The 18,476-nt window shown below is 36.4% G+C and carries 15 protein-coding genes and 1 tRNA gene; 8 read left to right on the plus strand and 8 right to left on the minus strand.

Annotated features, from left to right (window positions below; genetic code table 11):
- Window positions 1-34: 34 nt before the first annotated feature.
- Entirely contained in the window at window positions 35-757 is a 723-nt protein-coding gene (locus IQ247_RS11770) for a Type 1 glutamine amidotransferase-like domain-containing protein (RefSeq protein WP_193920124.1), read from the plus strand.
- A gap of 185 nt (window positions 758-942) precedes the next feature.
- On the opposite strand, the gene IQ247_RS11775 is transcribed toward IQ247_RS11770, so the two are convergent.
- Together IQ247_RS11775 and IQ247_RS11780 are read right to left on the minus strand one after the other, a co-directional pair.
- Entirely contained in the window at window positions 943-1,533 is a 591-nt protein-coding gene (locus tag IQ247_RS11775; RefSeq protein ID WP_193920126.1) for an HD domain-containing protein, read from the minus strand.
- Between the two features lie 190 nt (window positions 1,534-1,723).
- Window positions 1,724-2,641: a histone deacetylase family protein gene (locus IQ247_RS11780; RefSeq protein ID WP_193920128.1), complete on the minus strand. Its 918-nt coding sequence runs from the start codon at window positions 2,639-2,641 to the stop codon at window positions 1,724-1,726.
- A 115-nt stretch (window positions 2,642-2,756) separates the two neighbouring features.
- Here IQ247_RS11780 and IQ247_RS11785 point away from each other — a divergent pair, with 115 nt between their 5' ends.
- Both IQ247_RS11785 and IQ247_RS11790 read left to right on the plus strand, forming a co-directional pair.
- A complete protein-coding gene (locus IQ247_RS11785) occupies window positions 2,757-3,809 on the plus strand; it encodes a mechanosensitive ion channel family protein (protein WP_228059670.1) in 1,053 nt (350 codons plus the stop codon).
- A 210-nt stretch (window positions 3,810-4,019) separates the two neighbouring features.
- Window positions 4,020-7,256 carry an SBBP repeat-containing protein gene (locus IQ247_RS11790; RefSeq protein ID WP_193920130.1) on the plus strand — a complete coding sequence of 1,079 codons (3,237 nt, stop codon included), beginning with the start codon at window positions 4,020-4,022 and terminating at the stop codon, window positions 7,254-7,256.
- Between the two features lie 56 nt (window positions 7,257-7,312).
- Here the strand turns inward: IQ247_RS11790 and IQ247_RS11795 are convergent, their stop codons facing one another.
- A complete protein-coding gene (locus IQ247_RS11795) occupies window positions 7,313-7,957 on the minus strand; it encodes a Uma2 family endonuclease (protein ID WP_193920132.1) in 645 nt (214 codons plus the stop codon).
- Between the two features lie 108 nt (window positions 7,958-8,065).
- Here IQ247_RS11795 and IQ247_RS11800 point away from each other — a divergent pair, with 108 nt between their 5' ends.
- Together IQ247_RS11800 and IQ247_RS11805 are read left to right on the plus strand one after the other, a co-directional pair.
- On the plus strand, window positions 8,066-8,950 hold the full coding sequence (locus IQ247_RS11800) for an alpha/beta fold hydrolase (RefSeq protein ID WP_193920134.1): 885 nt from the start codon (window positions 8,066-8,068) through the stop codon (window positions 8,948-8,950).
- 335 nt (window positions 8,951-9,285) lie between these two features.
- Window positions 9,286-10,611, plus strand: coding sequence for a hypothetical protein (locus IQ247_RS11805; RefSeq protein ID WP_228059671.1), 1,326 nt, complete (start codon window positions 9,286-9,288; stop codon window positions 10,609-10,611).
- Window positions 10,612-10,673: 62 nt separating this feature from the next.
- On the opposite strand, the gene IQ247_RS11810 is transcribed toward IQ247_RS11805, so the two are convergent.
- Window positions 10,674-10,895, minus strand: coding sequence for a hypothetical protein (locus IQ247_RS11810; RefSeq protein WP_193920138.1), 222 nt, complete (start codon window positions 10,893-10,895; stop codon window positions 10,674-10,676).
- A 351-nt stretch (window positions 10,896-11,246) separates the two neighbouring features.
- Window positions 11,247-13,406 carry a Tex family protein gene (locus IQ247_RS11815; RefSeq protein ID WP_193920140.1) on the minus strand — a complete coding sequence of 720 codons (2,160 nt, stop codon included), beginning with the start codon at window positions 13,404-13,406 and terminating at the stop codon, window positions 11,247-11,249.
- A gap of 265 nt (window positions 13,407-13,671) precedes the next feature.
- Between IQ247_RS11815 and IQ247_RS11820 the strand changes: the two genes are divergently transcribed.
- Window positions 13,672-14,109 (plus strand): DUF4278 domain-containing protein, encoded by a 438-nt coding sequence (locus IQ247_RS11820; protein WP_193920142.1) that lies wholly within the window; start codon window positions 13,672-13,674, stop codon window positions 14,107-14,109.
- 151 nt (window positions 14,110-14,260) lie between these two features.
- On the opposite strand, the gene IQ247_RS11825 is transcribed toward IQ247_RS11820, so the two are convergent.
- From IQ247_RS11825 to IQ247_RS11835, 3 genes are all read right to left on the minus strand, one after another.
- On the minus strand, window positions 14,261-15,259 hold the full coding sequence (locus tag IQ247_RS11825; RefSeq protein ID WP_193920144.1) for an aspartate carbamoyltransferase catalytic subunit: 999 nt from the start codon (window positions 15,257-15,259) through the stop codon (window positions 14,261-14,263).
- 121 nt (window positions 15,260-15,380) lie between these two features.
- A complete protein-coding gene (trxA, locus tag IQ247_RS11830) occupies window positions 15,381-15,701 on the minus strand; it encodes a thioredoxin (RefSeq protein WP_193920146.1) in 321 nt (106 codons plus the stop codon).
- A gap of 231 nt (window positions 15,702-15,932) precedes the next feature.
- Window positions 15,933-16,004: transfer RNA gene (locus tag IQ247_RS11835), tRNA-Thr, on the minus strand.
- 590 nt (window positions 16,005-16,594) lie between these two features.
- Between IQ247_RS11835 and argF the strand changes: the two genes are divergently transcribed.
- Together argF and lexA are read left to right on the plus strand one after the other, a co-directional pair.
- A complete protein-coding gene (argF, locus tag IQ247_RS11840) occupies window positions 16,595-17,521 on the plus strand; it encodes an ornithine carbamoyltransferase (protein ID WP_193920148.1) in 927 nt (308 codons plus the stop codon).
- A 187-nt stretch (window positions 17,522-17,708) separates the two neighbouring features.
- Window positions 17,709-18,317 (plus strand): transcriptional repressor LexA, encoded by a 609-nt coding sequence (gene lexA, locus IQ247_RS11845; RefSeq protein WP_193920150.1) that lies wholly within the window; start codon window positions 17,709-17,711, stop codon window positions 18,315-18,317.
- The last annotated feature ends 159 nt before the right edge of the window (window positions 18,318-18,476 follow it).

The raw sequence follows: 18,476 nt of genomic DNA on the forward strand, positions 1-18,476 counted from the left end.
AAGTCCATTAAAATGGACTAAATATGAATTGAAAATGACTATAAAACCAGTTGTCAAACAAATTATTGCAATGGGAGGTGGAGGTTTTTCAATGGAACCCGAAAACCTTCTGTTGGATAAATATATTCTTGAATTATCAAATAAAACAAATCCTAAAATTTGTTTTCTTCCCACAGCGAGTGGTGATTCCGATCGATACATTGTTAGATTCTATTCATCATTTATAAACTTACCCTGCATACCATCTCACTTGTCACTTTTTAATCCTCCCACGGCTGATTTAAAGTCTTTTATTTTTGAAAAAGATATTATTTACGTCGGAGGTGGAAATGAAAAAAGCTTAATGGCTTTGTGGAAAGAATGGGGACTTGATAATATTTTGAGAGAAGCTTGGGAAAATGGTGTTATTTTATCTGGTTTAAGTGCAGGTTCTATTTGTTGGTTTGAGCAAGGAGTAACTGACTCTATTCCCGGAGAATTGACTGTATTAGAGTGCTTAGGCTTTCTCAAAGGTAGTAACTGTCCTCATTACGATGGAGAACCACAAAGAAAACCTTCCTACCATCAACTTTTATCAAAAGGTTTAATTAATCCAGGATATGCTGCTGATGATGGAGTAGGTTTACATTTTATCGGAGATAAATTAGATAAAATTATTAGTTCTCGTCCTCAAGCAAAAGCTTATCAGTTAGAAATCATAGGTAATAATGTTAAAGAAACGATATTAGAACCTATATATTTAGGAAATAACTTATAAGTTGCTTACTCCCTTCCCGCTTTAAATTTACCTATCTCCCCTTATTTCTTTCCTCTGCGCTCTCTGTGTCTAGTAAGGTTTTTTTCTCTTGTTTCTTGTCGAGGGATGGGAATACAGTAATTAAAATCAACACTAGAACCAGAGCCTCACACAATACTTTCCCAGCCAGAGTCTGGAAGGGCGAACTAAGATTTCAAATATCCCTTATTGATACAATTTTGAATTTCTGCTAATATAAAATCCCAAAGTTTCGGCGTACCTTCTTCTACAGGAGCCATTCTTTTCATAACTTGATTGCGATTAATATTATGAATACACCAAGTACCACCTCCAGTTTGTTGATTGTGAATAAAAGGCTGTATTCTATCTAAAGCTACCGCAAATTTAGCTGTAGGTGTAACTCTGGCTTCAAATTCATCCCAAAGTAAACGCAATTCTTTCCCCTGTTCTTCCGGTAATAATCCAAAGATTCGAGTTGCAGCTTGTAATTCTCTTGCTACTTTACTTTGATTTCCCTCCACGTCATAACAAAAAGTATCCCCAGCATCAATTTCTACTAAATCGTGAATTAATGACATTTTCATCGCACGAAATAGATCGGTTCCTTCGGGTGCGTATTCTGCTAAAATCATTGTCATCATTGCTAAATGCCAAGAATGCTCACCGCTATTTTCTCTACGTTCGGCATTTATTAATAATGTTTGACGCAAGACATTTTTTAACTTGTCAATTTCGATAATGAATTGTAATTGTTGATTGAATCGATCTAATTGCATTTTAAATAAAATAAACCACTGAAACTAGATTACCAAATTTTATATTTGAAAAAAGATATTTGAAAAAAGTCTCATGCTCCGGAATTTATTAATTTATTTATGGAATAAATCCAAAATCTAGCTTGAAAAGTTTTGGGGTTCGAGAATCTACACCCCAAACTTTCCACAAAATCCAAAATCCAAAATTGATTTATAGTCCAAATTGTCGATAAACCTCACTCGCAGCCCGATGTAACAAAGAATGCCGCCACACCAAAGATTTCATATCATCCGCATAACCACCACCAATAACGCAAGCCACCGGATAACCACCCGCTATACAAGTAGTTAAAACCTGCATTTCCCGACGATAAATACCCGTATCAGTTAAAGCAAGTTTGCCTAATTTATCGCCGATATGGGTATCAACACCAGCATCGTATAATACCAAGTCTGGGTTCACATCTGCGAGTAAATCCGGTAAGTATTTCGCTAAAGTTTGTAAATATGCATCATCTTCCATTCCTAGGGGTAAAGGTAGATCCAAATCGCTTTTTTGTTTGGTACCGGGAAAATTAACTTCACAGTGCATCGAGAAAGTGAAAACGCTATCATCATCTTGAAATATAAAAGCAGTACCATCACCTTGATGCACGTCTAAATCAACAATCAGGATTTTTTGCGCTAAGTTGAGTTTTTGAATGACACGAGTTGCGATCGCAATATCATTAAAAATACAAAAACCTGAACCGTAGCTGGGGAAAGCGTGATGAGTTCCTCCTGCGGTATTACAAGCTAATCCATAATTTAACGCCATTTGTGCCGCTAAAATTGTACCACCTACCGCCGTACAGGTACGATTTACTAATTGAGGACTCCAAGGTAAACCGATACGTCGTTGTGCTTTTGCGTCGAGGGTTCCTTGTAAATAAGCTTGTACGAAATCGGGTGTATGAACTAACTCGATAGTTTCCTGATTTGGAACTTCAGGTGCGTGAAATTGCTGTAAATCAGCGACTCCATCGGATAAAAGTAACTCGTAAAGTAAGCGAAACTTCGGCATCGGGAAACGGTGCGCGTCGGGTAATGGGGTAACATAATCTGGGTGGTAAATGATTGGCAAATTCATGTAATCAATTGTCTATCATTGAGACGTAAATTACGCTCACAAATTTAGATAAATAAAAAATAAGCAGAAATACTCATGTAAATAACACTGTTTTATTTAGAATTTTGTGTATAAAATGCAAAATACCATCCCTAAAATTATGATAATGCAATGGATTAGACCGCTTTTATTTATTTTAGTTGGGTTATTAGCTGGAATAATTGCTGAAAAAATTATTTTCAATAAACTCGGTAATATTATTACTAAAAAGGGTATACCGGGAAGCGAAATAATTTTTAGTTCTTTGCGACGTATCCCTTTGATTTGGTTTATGCTTGCTGGTTTTTTTGGGGCGATTTTGAGTTATTCCCTCAAGGAAGATGTTACCGCAGCCCTGCAAAAAATTATTATCGCAATTTTTCTATTTACCGTAACATTAGTTCTTGCACGTCTTGCCGCCGGGTTTGTTAATTTGTTTATTCAGCGAACAGAAGGAGTTTCTGCATCGCTAATTTCTAATTTGATTAAAACTACTATTTTCGTTTTAGGTGCGTTAATAATATTTCAAACCATAGGAATTGAAGTTACACCGATTATTACAACATTAGGTATTGGTGGTTTAGCAGTTGGTTTAGCACTGCAAGATACTTTAGCAAATTTATTTTCGGGATTTTATTTAATTCTTTCCAAACAAGCAAAAACGGGAGATTATATAAAATTAGAAGGTGGTGAAGAAGGTTATATTACAGATATTACTTGGCGGAATATAACTATAGAAGAAATTTCTAAAAATACGATTATTGTTCCCAATTCTAAATTAGCTTCGGCAAACTTTACCAACTATCATTTACCAGCTAAGCAACTCACATTAACTATGAAAATAGGTGTTAGCTACGATAGCAATTTGGAAGAAGTTGAAAAAATTACTGTAGAAGTTGCTAAAGAAGTTATGCAAGAAATTGCACCTGATTTATTAGAAAACGAACCTTTTATTAGATTTCATACATTTAATGATTTCAGCATCGATTTTACGCTTTATATGCGGGTTGCTGAATATTTTGACCAAAGGATTGGTAAACATCTACTTGTGAAGAAATTGCACAAGCGTTACAACCAAGAAGGAATATTAATTCCATTCCCAATTCGAGATATTTATATGAAAGAAAACACAAATACAAATATAAGTTAGGAGTTAGGAGTTAGGAGTTAGGAGTTAGGGGTAATCTAATTACATAAATAACAACAGTATTATTACAGTTAAACAATTATATTCAGCCGTCAATTTACGTGTAAATACGTAATTGTTTTTCTCTGGAGCATCTTTTTTTGACATTTGAAAGTAGCTTAAGTTACAACCAATAGGAACCCTTTTTATTGATAAAACATAAGGCTACTTTATATGGAAGAGAATATTTTACCGGCAGAAGTGACTCTTAGTGTTGATTCTATGAGTGTGCTAGAAGATAGCGGTAAAGCACTCAAATATACTTTTAATCGTACTGGTGATACTACCGATTCTCTAACTATTAATTTTACCCTTGGTGGTACTGCGACTTTAGATACAGACTACAAGCAAATGGGTGCCAAGTTTGAAAATCTTACTCAAGGTAAGGTTATGATTGCTGGGGGAAAAAGTGAAGCTACCGTTACCATTACACCGATTAAAGACGTTGAGATTGAATCAGATGAAACTATTATGTTTACTCTGACTGAGGGAGATTACATCTTTGATAATCCCCAGATGGTGATGAATGAATCAAGATTAGTATCTTCGGATGAAGATGTGATGGTGATGAGCGTTATTAGCAATGACGATCCTAAGTTAAGTTTAGATTGGGGAGAGCAGTTTGGTAGCAATGCTCCCGGTTACGAATTCCTTGCTGTGGATAATCAAGGAAATACTTATGTTACTGGAGATTTTTTAGGTACAGTTACTGTTGATGATGAATCTCTAACATCTCAAGGTGACTCAGATGTTTTTGTCGCTAAATTAGACAAAGATGGAAAGTTTAATTGGGTAAAAAGTTTTGGTACTACTAATAAAGAAGAAGTTGAAGATATTGCTGTAGATACTAGTGGTAATGTCTACTTTACCGGAACATTTCAAAATTCAATTACTTCTAACGATACTTCTTCAGGTGGTCAATCCAGTGATATTTTTGTTACTAAGCTGGCTGCAAATGGTGATAAATTATGGTCAAAAAACTTCGGTGGTACAAACGATGATGCAGTTTCTGGTATTGATGTAGATAGTCAAAGTAATGTTTATCTTACCGGAAAATCTAGAGGAGAAATCAAGTTTGGTACACCCTTTGTTACAAGTTTATTCGATTATGCTTTCGCTGCGAAGCTTGATAATAATGGTAATGGATTGTGGGTGAACAAGTTAGGTGAGGAAAATAGCAATCACTTTGCTCAAGATATTGTTGTAGATAAAGATAGTAATTCCTATCAGTTGATGACTAGAGTTGATAACAAAAGTATCACAGTCACTCAATTTAATAAAGAAGGTACGAAAGGGTGGGAAAAGAAATTCGCAAATAATAATTATGTTGTAGCATCCGATATTGTTATAGATAATCAAAGCAATACTTTTATTACCGGAGAATTTAGAGAAAGACTCCAGTTTGGTAATACAAGTCTTGAAGGTGGTGAAAATGGTGATGTATTTGTTGCTAAATTAGATAATAAAGGTGATGTATTATGGGCGAAAGACTTTGACAGTAAAAATGAAAATAACGATGTCGAAGTTGAAAGCATTGCTGTAGATGAAATGGGTGATACTTATGTCACCGGATATTATTACAATAAAAGCATAACTATTGATAACTTCATGCTTGAGCGTGAAGGTGGTGAAGGTGGTGAAGGTGAAAATGCTTTTATCACTAAAATTGACAGTAAAGGTGAAGTAAAATGGGCGCAGAATATCGCTGGAACTAACGCAGATGCTATCTCCGATATTGCTGTCAAAAATGGGAAAATCTACATTGCCGGTACTTTTTACCAAGAAGCTACTTTTGAAGATAAAACTCTGACTGCTCAAAATCAATCTGATAGTTTCCTTGTCGCATTAGCAGAAGATAAACCAGAAATTTCCTTTACAGTTAGTTCCAACAATATTATTAAAGGTAGTGAAAATTCAGTTATTTATACCTTCACTCGCACGGGTAAAATTACTGCGGCTTTAACTATTGATTTTACTATTTCTGGTAGTGCAACTTTTAATGAAGATTACACTTTAACAGGTGCTGAAAAATTTGATGGTAGCAAAGGGCAAATAACCTTTGAAGCTGAAGAAAATACTGCTGAAGTTACTTTAAATATTACCAGTGGTACAAGTACAGTAGATGAAACTATTGCTTTAAGCTTGGAAACAACACGTGATTATAAAGTTGTCACCACAGATGTTGAGATGAGTACTGTCACTATCACTAAAAATAGTAATAGTAATATTAATGACGACGACGATGATGATGATGATAATTCAGGTGGAATAACTGGGAATGACGATGACGACGACGATGACGATGACGATGACGATGATGATGATGATGACGACGACGATGACGATGATGATGATGATGAAAATTCAGGTGGAATGACTGATAATGAAAATGACGACGATGATGATGACGACGACGATGATGGAGATGACGAAGGAAAATTTACTTTAACATCTAAAAGTAATAAAAGCTTCGCTTTCAAAGGTGGTAAATCTTCGATCAAGTTTTCTTTCAAAAGTAAAACTGTCCAAGAAATCAAAGAAATTGGTTTCTTTACCGTTGATGATGAACAAGGAACTATCGATGGAATTTCTACCGACAATGAAAAGTATACAGAAGTCGCTTTAAAACGCGCTCAAAGCATCTTTTCTGTATTAGGAAATGCACCTCAAGGTTTCGATACTAATATTGAAAAAATTCTGGAATTTAGTATTGATACCAACTTCCGTTTCTTCTCAGTCAAAAACGGTACTATAGATGGTGTAAAAAAAGGTCAAATCAACTTATCCCAACTAACTTTTTCTTCTGCTAACTTCTTACAAATATCCGAAGTTGAAACAAATGGCTTTGATTTGGACTTTGAAGGTGTCAAAATCAATATGAAATTGGATGGTAAAGCCAAAAAAGCCATTGGTAGCAGATTACAAGAAAGAATCGAAGTGCTTGACTTCAGAAGTACCGAAATAACCATCAAACAAAAAGCAACCTTTACCATTCACCGCGAAGCTACATTTAATAATGTGGTAGGTTTCTTCCAAGTAGCTGATGAAAATGGCGGTATAGATACCAACGGTGACGGTGTAGCTGATATACTTGTTGGACAAGAAGGTTACGCAAAAGCCGCAGTAGAAAACCGTATTACTAACATTGAACTGAGCGTAAATAATCAAACTACAGCAACATTTACAGGCGATTTTGAACCCGGTGCAATATTTGTACCTTTTTTAATAGTTGATGGTACTTTCGATTCATTCACTGATATTTACTTCCCATTCCTCGGTGCTAATTCAGACAGTGGAGACCACGTAATGATGCTCGGTGATAACATCTTTGGTTTTGAAGACTTAAAAGGAGGTGGCGATCGCGATTTTAACGATATTATCGTCAAAATTGATTTTAATCTAAATACCTAACATTAATATACTAATGTAAAGACGTAGCAATGCTACGTCTTTTTCTTTTTTAAAAATCAGTGATAATATTCATCTCTAATAAACGCTTCAAATTCTTCTAAAGTCTGACTTACACCAACTTGTAACGAACGCTGCATGAATCGGGGAATAATTTCTATTAATTTTAAAGTTGGAAAAATAGAACTAATTTGAGATTCAATATATTTATCTTCTTGGAATAAATTAATTTTCAATTTACCATCAGAGTAAATCCATAATTCCGGTACTGCTAAAGCTTCATAAGCATCGATTTCAGTTTTGGAAGTAACATCAGTTTCTAATGCTAAATCGGGTGGTGGATCTATATTCAAATCAATTCTTTGCTTACCAATTACAGCTTGATAATTTTGAATATAAAAGCAATCATCAGGTTCAATACCTGCTACCATTCCCTGACGCTTAAGAGTAGTTGAACCAAGAGGTTCCCATGCTTTTTTCTGTAATTTTAGCAGTATTTTAACTAAATCCGCGAGCAATACTTTTGACCTTTCATGCTCTGGTAATGGAGCCATAATTTCTAATATGTGATTAGCATATGCAATTCGAGATGCACGATATTCTCCTAACTGTGCCAAAATCTCTTCAAAACCTTCCCAGGAAACAGGCTGTAACGTCACCTTTTGACCTGGTTCTAACTGTAAATTAATCGAAGTTGTCAGCATAAATATTTTTCCCTCGGCTAACATACCATTTTTAGACTATTGAATAACTAATCAAGCCCATAAACCGTTACCATAATAAGAAAGACTTTACTAAACTTCACAAAAACTGTGACTACTACATCAAAATCAACAACCACCTTTGAAAAACTGTTCTGGAATTGGAAAGGTTACAAAATTCAATATACCGTCATGGGTACGGGAAAACCTTTAGTATTAATTCACGGTTTCGGTGCATCTATCGGACATTGGCGGAAAAATATTCCCGTATTAGCCGATGCTGGTTATCAGGTATTTGCCCTAGATTTATTAGGGTTTGGTGGTTCGGATAAAGCTCCGATCAATTACAGCGTTGATTTATGGGTAGAATTACTCAAAGACTTTCATCAACAATATATCCAAAACAAAGCCGTATTTATCGGTAACTCCGTTGGTGCATTGATCAGTTTAACCGTCGCAGTACAGCATCCCGAAATCACCAGCGGAGCCGTTTTAATCAACGCAGCGGGAGGTTTGAGCCATCGTCCCCACGAATTAAACCCAGCATTACGCTTTGTCATGGGTTCTTTTAACAAATTGGTGAGTCATCCCATCACGGGTAAATTCGTATTTAACAATATCCGCAGAAAATCCCAAATTCGCCGTACCCTTTATCAAGTTTATCGCGATCGCAATGCTGTCACTGATGAATTAGTAGATATGCTTTACCAACCTTCATGTGACGAAGGCGCACAGCAAGTATTTGCATCAATTTTAACAGCACCTCCTGGTGATTCTCCGGAAGAATTATTACCCAAAGTCGAATGTCCATTATTAGTAATTTGGGGTGCAGACGACCCGTGGACACCAATTAGCGGCGCGAAAGTGTACGAAGAAGCCCTCAAAAACGGTAAAGACATCAAAATAGTACCAATTCGCGGTGCAGGTCACTGTCCCCATGATGAAGTGCCGGATTTAGTTAATCCCCAGATTGTGGAGTGGTTGAAAGAGAGTTAGGAGTTAGTTGACAGTGGACAGTTGACAGTGGACTTTCGGGAAATAAAGAAGAACTATAACAATGGTCATATTGGTTAGGACATCATATTTTGTTCTTAAGGGAACAGGGAAATGTCCTAACTCGCTATATCAACTATCAACTGTCAACGAATAGCAAACAGGGAATGGGGAACAGAAAAACCGATTAACAATTCTAGCTATGCTATATCGGTCGAATTTTATTTACAGGGAGTATTTAAATCGAGAGTAAGTGGGTCAAATTAAATATAAAACCTCACCTTTGACCTATTGTTCGAGTTCTGGTATATCAAAAAGTAAATAATAAATTGTGTCTTATGTTTATCCCAAAAATGCGTTTTGTGATAGGTAGTATTGGTTTTTTATTGGCTGGCAATCTAAGTAGTTATGCTTACGGTCAATCGCAAAGTCAGCAGTTGATACAAAAAAATTCTCCTTTACATCCCCAGCAGCAAAATTTACTCAATTCAAGTATTAAATTAACTTCTAATTTTTCCTTTTTACCTGCATCGTGTAATTTAAATAATTCTGCACCTTGTCAAAATCAACCTTCAACCAATACAAATACTTTTACAAATACTTTATATCAACCGCAGCTACTATCCCAAGCTTACAAAGTTATTGATGAATTACAAAAATATCAATTTAGTATTAATGGCAATAAGCTGTTTAGTTCTGCTCAATTATCTGGGAATAAAATTAATTTTAATCAAGGAGACTTATTAGCGACTTTAATAAATACAAGAAAATATTATCAAGACCATGCCAATAATGACCCAAATATTTTACGTCCGGGGGTATTGGAAACTCAAGGAGTATCTGTAGAAGATATTACGAAAACTCTTGATTTTATGATTAGTATATTACAAGAAGATATTGCCAATAATCGCACAACTCGTTTACAAGACCCCAATTTTATCAATTCTAATTTCCGCGTGATAAAATGGTCTGCTTATAATCCTAAAGAACCCCAACGTAAAAATTTACGAATTACCAAATACGCTGTTTTTGTTCATCCCGGTTCTCGCAAGAAAACTGCTAAATTTAATATTCCTCTTTATAGCCTTAAAGATACCGCAAATACAGATGAGTTTTACACTAAATATAGTAAACAAGATGTATTGTCTGGTATTTATGAACCTGGTGGCAAGGAATTTGGTAAAGTTGAACCCATTGTTTATATGACTAGAGAAGGTTTAGAAGAAGCCTTAATGCAAGGGACTATACTTGTTGATTTGGGTGGCGGTTCTTCGGCTTATTTTAACGTTGATAGAAGTAACAAAATTCCCTATGTCAAAGGTTTAAATAGACGTTCGCAAAAGCGTTACTGGTATTTTCGAGAAGTTAAAGATATTAAAGGTTACGGCTATAAAATTGATCAAAAGATATCCATTAAACCGGGAGTAACTTTTGCTGGTGATGTACTCAATATTGGTTTAGGTAGAATGATTGTCATGGAGTATATGCAAAATGGACGTAAACAACTGAGAATGGGAGTTATTGCCGATACAGGTGGTGCATTTTTACCCAACTTTTATCAACTCGATTTTCTTGCGGGTATTTTCCAAAATCAAAATAGTTTCAATCAACATATTAAGCAATTACCAGAGTATGCTACAGCTTATATTTTGATTAAAAAATAATTCCAAAATAATTCCAAAATAATTCAAAAAAACTATTTGCATCTTGAATATGAACAGCCTATTTATGTTTGTGTTTGCGGAAATAAGCGCATCAAAGTTTGAGGTAAGTTAGTAATTTCTCGGATTAAATCTTCTGGAGTAATCCCGAACATACTCAAAATAACCACAATCACCAAAAGCGCGATCGCGGTACTAAAAGTTGTTTTTACTACGTTTAGTAAAGCCTTGAAAACTATAAAGGCAACAACCAATGCAGCAATTAAAACAATTAACTCAAGTGGCATGATTTTAAGTTGATTAATTTAGGTTTAACTTAAACTAAGTAGAGATATGATACCCGATTAAAAGCAGAAATAATTATCTTGATTTTGACAATTGTTACAAAGTCCAAACTCGGTAACAAGTAAATTAAAATACATTTCTTTCTTAATTCCCAATTACTAGCTACAACTTCAATAAGGGCAATTCAGGATATCTTCTAATTTAACGAAAAAAATCCTAAAACTCCGCGTACCTCAGCGTTTACCTTTGTGTTCCTCTGCGTTAAAAAAATAAATATATTATTCGAGAATTCTCAATACAATCGCAAAAATCGGGAGACGTAGCACTGCTACGTCTCTACATTATTAATTTGTTTATTGCCTAACAGCTTTCATCGATAAACCAATCCGCTTTAATTTCTGATTAACTTCTAAAACTTTAACTTTCACAACTTCCCCAACTTTTACCACTTCTTTGGGATCTTTAACAAATCGATCTACAAGCTGAGATATATGTACCAAACCGTCTTGATGCACCCCCACATCTACAAAAGCGCCAAAATTCGCAACATTTGTGACAATTCCTTCTAATTCCATCCCTACTTCTAAATCAGTAATCTCATTGATTCCTTCTTTAAAAGTGGCATACTTAAACTCAGCACGAGGATCTCTTCCAGGTTTTTCAAGTTCTCCGATGATATCTCGTAATGTCGGTTCACCTACAGTATCGGTGACGTATTTCTTTAAATCAGCTTTTTTGAGATTTTCTGCAATTTGGGTAACTTGCTGTAATTCCAAATTCAAATCTGAAGCAATATTTTTCACCACCGCATAACTTTCGGGATGCACTGCGGTATTATCTAAAGGATTTTCACCACCACGAATTCTCAAAAAACCTGCTGCTTGTTCAAAAGCTTTTGGTCCTAATTTGGGAACTTTCAACAACTGACGACGATTTTTAAAGGCACCATTTTCGTTGCGGTATTGAACTATATTATTTGCAATGCTAGAGGTAATCCCGGAAACAGAAGTTAAAAGTTCTTTAGAAGCTGTATTCAAGTCAACACCAACGTAATTAACACAGCTTTCTACCGTTTCATCTAATTTCTTTTTGAGCAATTTTTGGTCTACATCGTGTTGATATTGTCCCACACCGATAGATTTGGGGTCAATTTTGACTAATTCCGCAAGTGGATCTTGTAAACGACGACCGATACTAATGGCTCCGCGCACCGTAATATCTAAATCGGGGAATTCTGCGATCGCGACTTTACTCGCTGAATATATCGATGCACCCGACTCGTTAACCATAACTTTAATTGGTTTACGCTGCATATTTTCCATGACTTCGGCGACAAATTCGTCAGTTTCACGAGAAGCTGTACCGTTACCAATCGCGATTAATTCAACGTTGTATTTTTTCATCAAATTTTGCAGCGTTTTTACAGCTTCGCGGCGTTTTTCGGCTCCTGTATGGGGAAAAACCGCTTGATACTCCAGAAATTTTCCTGTTTCATCCAAAATCGCCACCTTACACCCGGTTCTAAATCCTGGATCAATGGCGATCGCCGGTTTCATCCCTGCTGGTGCGGACAATAATAAGTTACGTAAGTTGGTTTCAAATGTTTTGATAGACTCAATATCTGCATATTCTTTCTTCTCAGATATTACTTCATTAATCAAAGAAGTTTTCATCAAACGGTTAAATGCATCTTTGAGCATTTGTTGATAAAATTTGCGAATCTCTGGCTGTTTATTCCGAATTTCTTGGGATTCCAAATAAGCAAGCACATCATCTTCATCAAAAGCAATTTCGTAACTTAATATTTTCTCCTTATCTCCGCGACACAAAGCCAGCATATTATGAGGTGCAATATTACTCACTTTCATGCGATAATCGCGGTACATTTCATACTTTGTCGTACCTTCGGGATATTCGTCTTTAATGCGAGAAACAAATACCCCCGACTCTAACAACAACTCCCGTAAAAATGCCCTCAAATGAGCCTTCTCTGCCACTTCTTCCGCTAAAATATCACTCGCACCTTTGAGCGCTTCTGCTGCGGTTTCAACTTGTTTATCTGTATTTATATACTTCGCTGCTTCTACATTCAAATCCCCTGACACACCACCTTTCACATTCAACGACTTAATCAAATCCGCTAATTGATCGAGTCCCTTTTCTTTGGCAATAGTAGCGCGAGTCCGACGCTTCGGACGATAAGGTAAATATAAATCCTCCAATTCGGTTTTTTGTAAACACAATTCGATTTGCTGTTTCAACTCATCACTAAGTTTACCTTGTTCGGCGATCGCATTTAAAATTACTGATTTCCTTGCTTCTAATTCAGTTAAGTAAGTATACCTATCGGATAAATCGCGCAACTGGGTTTCATTCATTTCACCAGTACGCTCCTTACGGTAACGTGCAACAAACGGAATAGTTGCACCTTCTGCAAATAACGAGAGCGCATTTTCCACCTGAAAAGGCTTGAGATTCAGTTCAGTGGCTAACAGTTGGGGAATATTCAACATTGTTCTGCGATTATTAAAGGAACACCGTATTAAAGGTAATTCTACGCCTATAATATTATTCAAGTTCGAGCGCTAGTATATAGTAATAAGCTAATATACTAAACAATAAATAAAATTCGGAATATCAGTCCGAGATGCTGTTTATATATGTAGGAAGTTGTAGCAAAAAAACCGAAAGGGTGTAATATCGGTTACATCTGCTTACAATAGCAGTTCAATGATTTTTGTATCAAAGCAAATGCTTAGAATTCGGAGTTGAGAAAAGATGCCTTTATTTTTTCTGATTCCACTTTTTATCTGTGTAATTACTGGCTATATTTTTAAAAAATGTAGCGATGAAGTGGGATATCTCGCAGGTTTATTCGCAATTATTAGTCTTGTGTTCAGTTTGATTTTAGCACCTTGGGAAATCCAGGTTTTGTTGTTAGTTGTAGTGTTGGTTACTACTAAGAAATTATTGCAGCAAAATGAATATCAACTCAAATTTGAACAACGGGGAAATAATCATCATCAAAATCAAACTGTTTCTCCATCTGAGACTGTAAAAAAACCAGTTACTCGTCAATATCGCGGTAGTAATTATCAAGTAGATATTGTAAATACAGAATTTATTCAAGAAGAAGTTAACGGCAAATATCGTGGAACCCCTTGGATAATTCGTCGTGTAAAGACAATTGTAGACAAATCGAAAAAGTCTGATTAATTTTTAAACTTAGAAAATATTTTCTCACAGACTAACTCTCACAGAAGTTGGGTTTTGATGGCAATTATCTGTTACTACAGACATTTATCATAAAAACCTGACTTCTAACCCCACGGACTTCTGTTAACATGAGAAAAATCCCAAATTCTGACTATTCTGAAGCTTTGCCGCTACCAATTAAATACAGTAAAGCCATTCGCACCGCAACACCACTCGTCACTTGATTTTGTATCAAACTAAACTCAGGGTCATCCATTAAATCCGAGCTAATTTCCACACCTCTATTTACAGGACCCGGATGTAATATTTTTACATTATCTTGACAATTTCGCAACTTATCCCGCGTAATTCCGAACAACTGATGATATTCCCGCAATGAAGGTAGTAAATGAGTAGTCATACGTTCCTTTTGTAATCGTAGCGTCATCACAAAATCGGCATCTTGCAAAGCTGGCTCCAATTCCCAATGTACGAATAACTTACCAGGTCTATCTTTACCATAATCGGCAAATAATTTTGGTAATAGCGTCGGTGGTGCTGCTAAATGTAACTCCGCACCGCTAGCTGCGGTAAGACTCCAAATATTTGACCTAGCCACGCGAGAATGCAGAATATCGCCGACAATAGCAATTTTTTTTCCTTGCAAAAGTTCGATTCGGGGATTATCTTGGTCAAACAGACTACAAATTGTAAATAAATCTAACAGCCCTTGAGAAGGATGTTCGTGTTGTCCATCACCAGCATTTAAAACGCTGACTTTTACACCCAAACGGTCCATTTCTGTTGCGATCGCGTTTGGTACTCCTGCATCTTGATGACGTACCACCATGATGTCAGTACCCATCGCTAAATAAGTTTTAGCTGTATCTAGAATTGTTTCTCCCTTAGTCATCGAAGAATTAGCTGCGGAGAAGTTCAGGGTATCTGCACTCAGACGTTTTGCAGCAAGTTCAAAACTACTGCGAGTCCGAGTAGATGGTTCAAAAAACAAATTAGCCACCACCTGTCCCTGTAAAGTAGGTACTTTTTTCATTCGCCGCGTTAGCACTTCCTGAAAACTCGCAGCAGTCTGTAAAACTGCATTGTATTCAGTAGCGGTGAAATCAGCCAGGGAAAGGATGTGATGACGAGTCCAGGTGGTAGTAGGCATGAATTTTTATCGACTGTACCGTGCTTATGGCACGAGCGATGATGTCTCTACAGTTACTTAGTTTAAGTGTGCAGAGGAGATTATACCACCTGCGTTGTAGTTTGGAACTATTTTGAAACTATTAAAGATTCTTTTTAACCGCGTCGCTAAATTCTTCATAGGGTTTAGCGCCGACAAGATTTTCAACTAATTCGCCATTTTTGAAAATTAGCACCGCAGGAATACTGCGAACTTCGTATTTTTTCGCCAGTGGTTTATCTTGGTCTACATCTATTTTCACCACTTTAATATCTTCTGGATACTCTTGGGCTAGTTGTTGTATTAAAGGTGCAACCACACGACATGGACCGCACCAAGTAGCGGTAAAATCAACTACGAGGATATTTTCAGATTTTAAAAGTGTCTCGAATTCGGTTTCTTTGACTTGGGTTACTGTAGTCATATTATTTGCAATTACCAACTTTAATTACCAACTTTCAAAATCAAAGCAATTTTGTTGTTTTTAATCGATGGTATTTTATTTTTTACTCAATAATTTTAAACGATAACGGTAACACAAAATTTTGATTATTGATTCGTGGTAACCGCTGTCTCACCGATTAACCGGAAAAACTCCTTTGAACACGGATTAGAAGGATTAAAGGATGACACAGATAAAACTTTACTATCAAAAAGCCAGCAGTCGGATTTGAACCGACGACCTACGCATTACAAGTGCGTTGCTCTACCACTGAGCCATGCTGGCTTATACTAATTTGTAATTGTACCAGAAAAAATAATATTGTAAAGACCTTGATTTAATTTCCAAAATTTCAAGCCACAAACAGCTTTGAGCAAAAATAAATAATTGATTGATTTGCAGAAAAATTATTAGAGAGCATCCCTTGACTTTTCATGCAAATCAAGCAAGCAGATTATTTGACATACTCACCGCCCTTAAAGTGCGGTGATTCTTGACGCTTCACTGGATGATGCTACCTTTATTAGTCTTACTCTTCCTCGATGTCCGTTTAAAGTCTCCCAATGCCCTATGGCGACTATTCAAATTGTACCCTAAATTGTCGAAAAGCCGATGCTTTAGCACGGGGCTTGTATCTCAATTTTTTGGTCAATAATTTTCTCTGCCTAGAGAGTGATTTACCCAAGTCTGAAAGCACAGTTATTGTAATAGAGAAATAATTCCAAATATCAAAAAAATCAAAATTTACAGTTATTCTAATCTTGTATTATCGCGAGCATTTCACAGAACAACGGAATATTTCAGGCTTCTTGAAAGATGTTCGTATAAATTGAAAAAACGTAACACTTAATTGTTCCTAAACATAATTAAAAAGCATGACAGCGTTAAGTCAACGAGATTTATTAGGCATAGCAGATTTGAGCGCAATAGAAATTGAAGAACTTTTGCAGATGGCAACTCAATTAAAATCACAAAAATTGAAATTGCGCTGCAATAAAGTATTGGGGCTATTATTTTCTAAAGCCTCCACTAGAACACGGGTAAGTTTTACCGTAGCAATGTACCAATTAGGTGGACAAGTTATTGACCTTAATCCTAATGTTACTCAAGTTAGTCGTGGGGAACCAATTCAAGATACTGCCAGAGTATTGGATAAATATCTCGATTGTTTGGCAATTCGTACCTTTAAACAGCAAGAATTAGAAACCTTTGCAAATTATGCCCAAATTCCAGTAATTAACGCCCTGACAGATTTGGAGCATCCCTGTCAAGTTTTGGCGGATTTATTGACAATTCAAGAAGAATTCCAAACTTTAAAGGGTTTAACTTTAACTTATGTTGGTGACGGTAATAATGTTGCAAATTCCTTGATGTTAGGTTGTGCTTTAGTAGGAATGAATGTGAAAATTGCCACCCCCAGCGGTTACGAACCTTCAGCCGATGTCGTCAAACAAGCCTCTGCGATCGCAAATGGAAAAAGTGAAGTTATGATTACCGAAAGCCCCGAAAACGCAGCAAAGAATGCTAATATACTTTATACTGATGTATGGGCAAGTATGGGACAAGAAAAAGAAGCAGAGGATCGAATGCCAATTTTCAAACCCTATCAAATTAATCAGGAATTGTTGAGTTTTGCTCACCCAAAAGCGATTGTTTTACACTGTTTACCAGCACATCGCGATGAAGAAATAACAAATGCTGTTATTGAAGGCGAACATTCGCGAGTTTGGCAACAAGCAGAAAATCGACTTCACGCACAAAAAGCTTTACTTGCCAGTATTTTGCCCTCAGAACCACTTTAAATGTCGGTTTTAGATGTTTTAGATTTTGGATTTACTCTCAATTTCAATCCAAAATCTCCCCGGTTCCCACTCTTGATTCAAAAAATATTTAAAAATTGCAATATAAAAGGCAAAAAACTTTGCCGTTATCAGCTTTTTTGTAGTACTAATGTTCTAAGGACATTTGTATTTTACTTCCCTACAGATTATGGAAAAACTGACAGAAGCACAAAGAGAACTTTACGATTGGTTGACGGAATATATCCGAATGCGTCAGCATTCACCTTCAATTCGTCAGATGATGCAAGCGATGAATTTGAGGTCACCAGCGCCGATTCAAAGTCGTTTAGAGCATTTACGCAACAAGGGGTATATTGAGTGGAGTGAAGGTAAAGCGCGGACTATAAGAGTTTTGCATCCGGAAAATCCTGGTGTACCCATTTTAGGTACCATAGCAGCGGGTGGTTTAATAGAACCCTTTACCGATGCTGTGGAACATTTGGATTTTCAAGAGATCAAATTACCCTTTCAAACATATGCTTTGCGGGTAACTGGTGACAGCATGATTGAAGATTCCATCGTTGATGGAGACATGGTATTTTTGCATCCCGTACAGGAACCAGATATGCTCAAAGACGGTACAATTGTTGCTGCCATGGTTGAAGGACACGGTACGACATTAAAGCGGTTTTATCGGACAAGTAGCGATCGCATTACCCTCGAACCCGCAAACTCAAAATATCAGCCAATAGAAGTTGACGCACGACAGGTACAGGTACAAGGTTCCTTAGTTGCCGTTTGGCGCAATTATAGTTGAATTAAGCATGGGGAATTGGGAATTGGTAATTGGGAATTGGTAATTGGGAATCGGTAATTGGGAATTGGGAATTGGGAATTGGGAATTGGTAATTGGTAATTGGGAATTGGTAATGGTATGTTATCAACTATTCCCCCCATCTCCCCTGTCTCTTATACA

This window comes from Plectonema cf. radiosum LEGE 06105 (assembly GCF_015207665.1).
In the GTDB taxonomy this organism is placed as follows: Bacteria; Cyanobacteriota; Cyanobacteriia; order Cyanobacteriales; family Nostocaceae; genus Rivularia; species Rivularia radiosa_A.

Bases quoted from the DNA above. Each gene is read 5' to 3' on its own strand.
- IQ247_RS11770 (WP_193920124.1), top strand. From the start codon at position 35: ATGACTATAAAACCAGTTGTCAAACAAATTATTGCAATGGGAGGTGGA.
- IQ247_RS11775 (WP_193920126.1), bottom strand. From the start codon at position 1,533: ATGCAATTAGATCGATTCAATCAACAATTACAATTCATTATCGAAATT.
- IQ247_RS11780 (WP_193920128.1), bottom strand. From the start codon at position 2,641: ATGAATTTGCCAATCATTTACCACCCAGATTATGTTACCCCATTACCC.
- IQ247_RS11785 (WP_228059670.1), top strand. From the start codon at position 2,757: ATGCAAAATACCATCCCTAAAATTATGATAATGCAATGGATTAGACCG.
- IQ247_RS11790 (WP_193920130.1), top strand. From the start codon at position 4,020: ATGGAAGAGAATATTTTACCGGCAGAAGTGACTCTTAGTGTTGATTCT.
- IQ247_RS11795 (WP_193920132.1), bottom strand. From the start codon at position 7,957: ATGCTGACAACTTCGATTAATTTACAGTTAGAACCAGGTCAAAAGGTG.
- IQ247_RS11805 (WP_228059671.1), top strand. From the start codon at position 9,286: ATGTTTATCCCAAAAATGCGTTTTGTGATAGGTAGTATTGGTTTTTTA.
- IQ247_RS11810 (WP_193920138.1), bottom strand. From the start codon at position 10,895: ATGCCACTTGAGTTAATTGTTTTAATTGCTGCATTGGTTGTTGCCTTT.
- IQ247_RS11815 (WP_193920140.1), bottom strand. From the start codon at position 13,406: ATGTTGAATATTCCCCAACTGTTAGCCACTGAACTGAATCTCAAGCCT.
- IQ247_RS11820 (WP_193920142.1), top strand. From the start codon at position 13,672: ATGCCTTTATTTTTTCTGATTCCACTTTTTATCTGTGTAATTACTGGC.
- IQ247_RS11825 (WP_193920144.1), bottom strand. From the start codon at position 15,259: ATGCCTACTACCACCTGGACTCGTCATCACATCCTTTCCCTGGCTGAT.
- trxA (WP_193920146.1), bottom strand. From the start codon at position 15,701: ATGACTACAGTAACCCAAGTCAAAGAAACCGAATTCGAGACACTTTTA.
- argF (WP_193920148.1), top strand. From the start codon at position 16,595: ATGACAGCGTTAAGTCAACGAGATTTATTAGGCATAGCAGATTTGAGC.
- lexA (WP_193920150.1), top strand. From the start codon at position 17,709: ATGGAAAAACTGACAGAAGCACAAAGAGAACTTTACGATTGGTTGACG.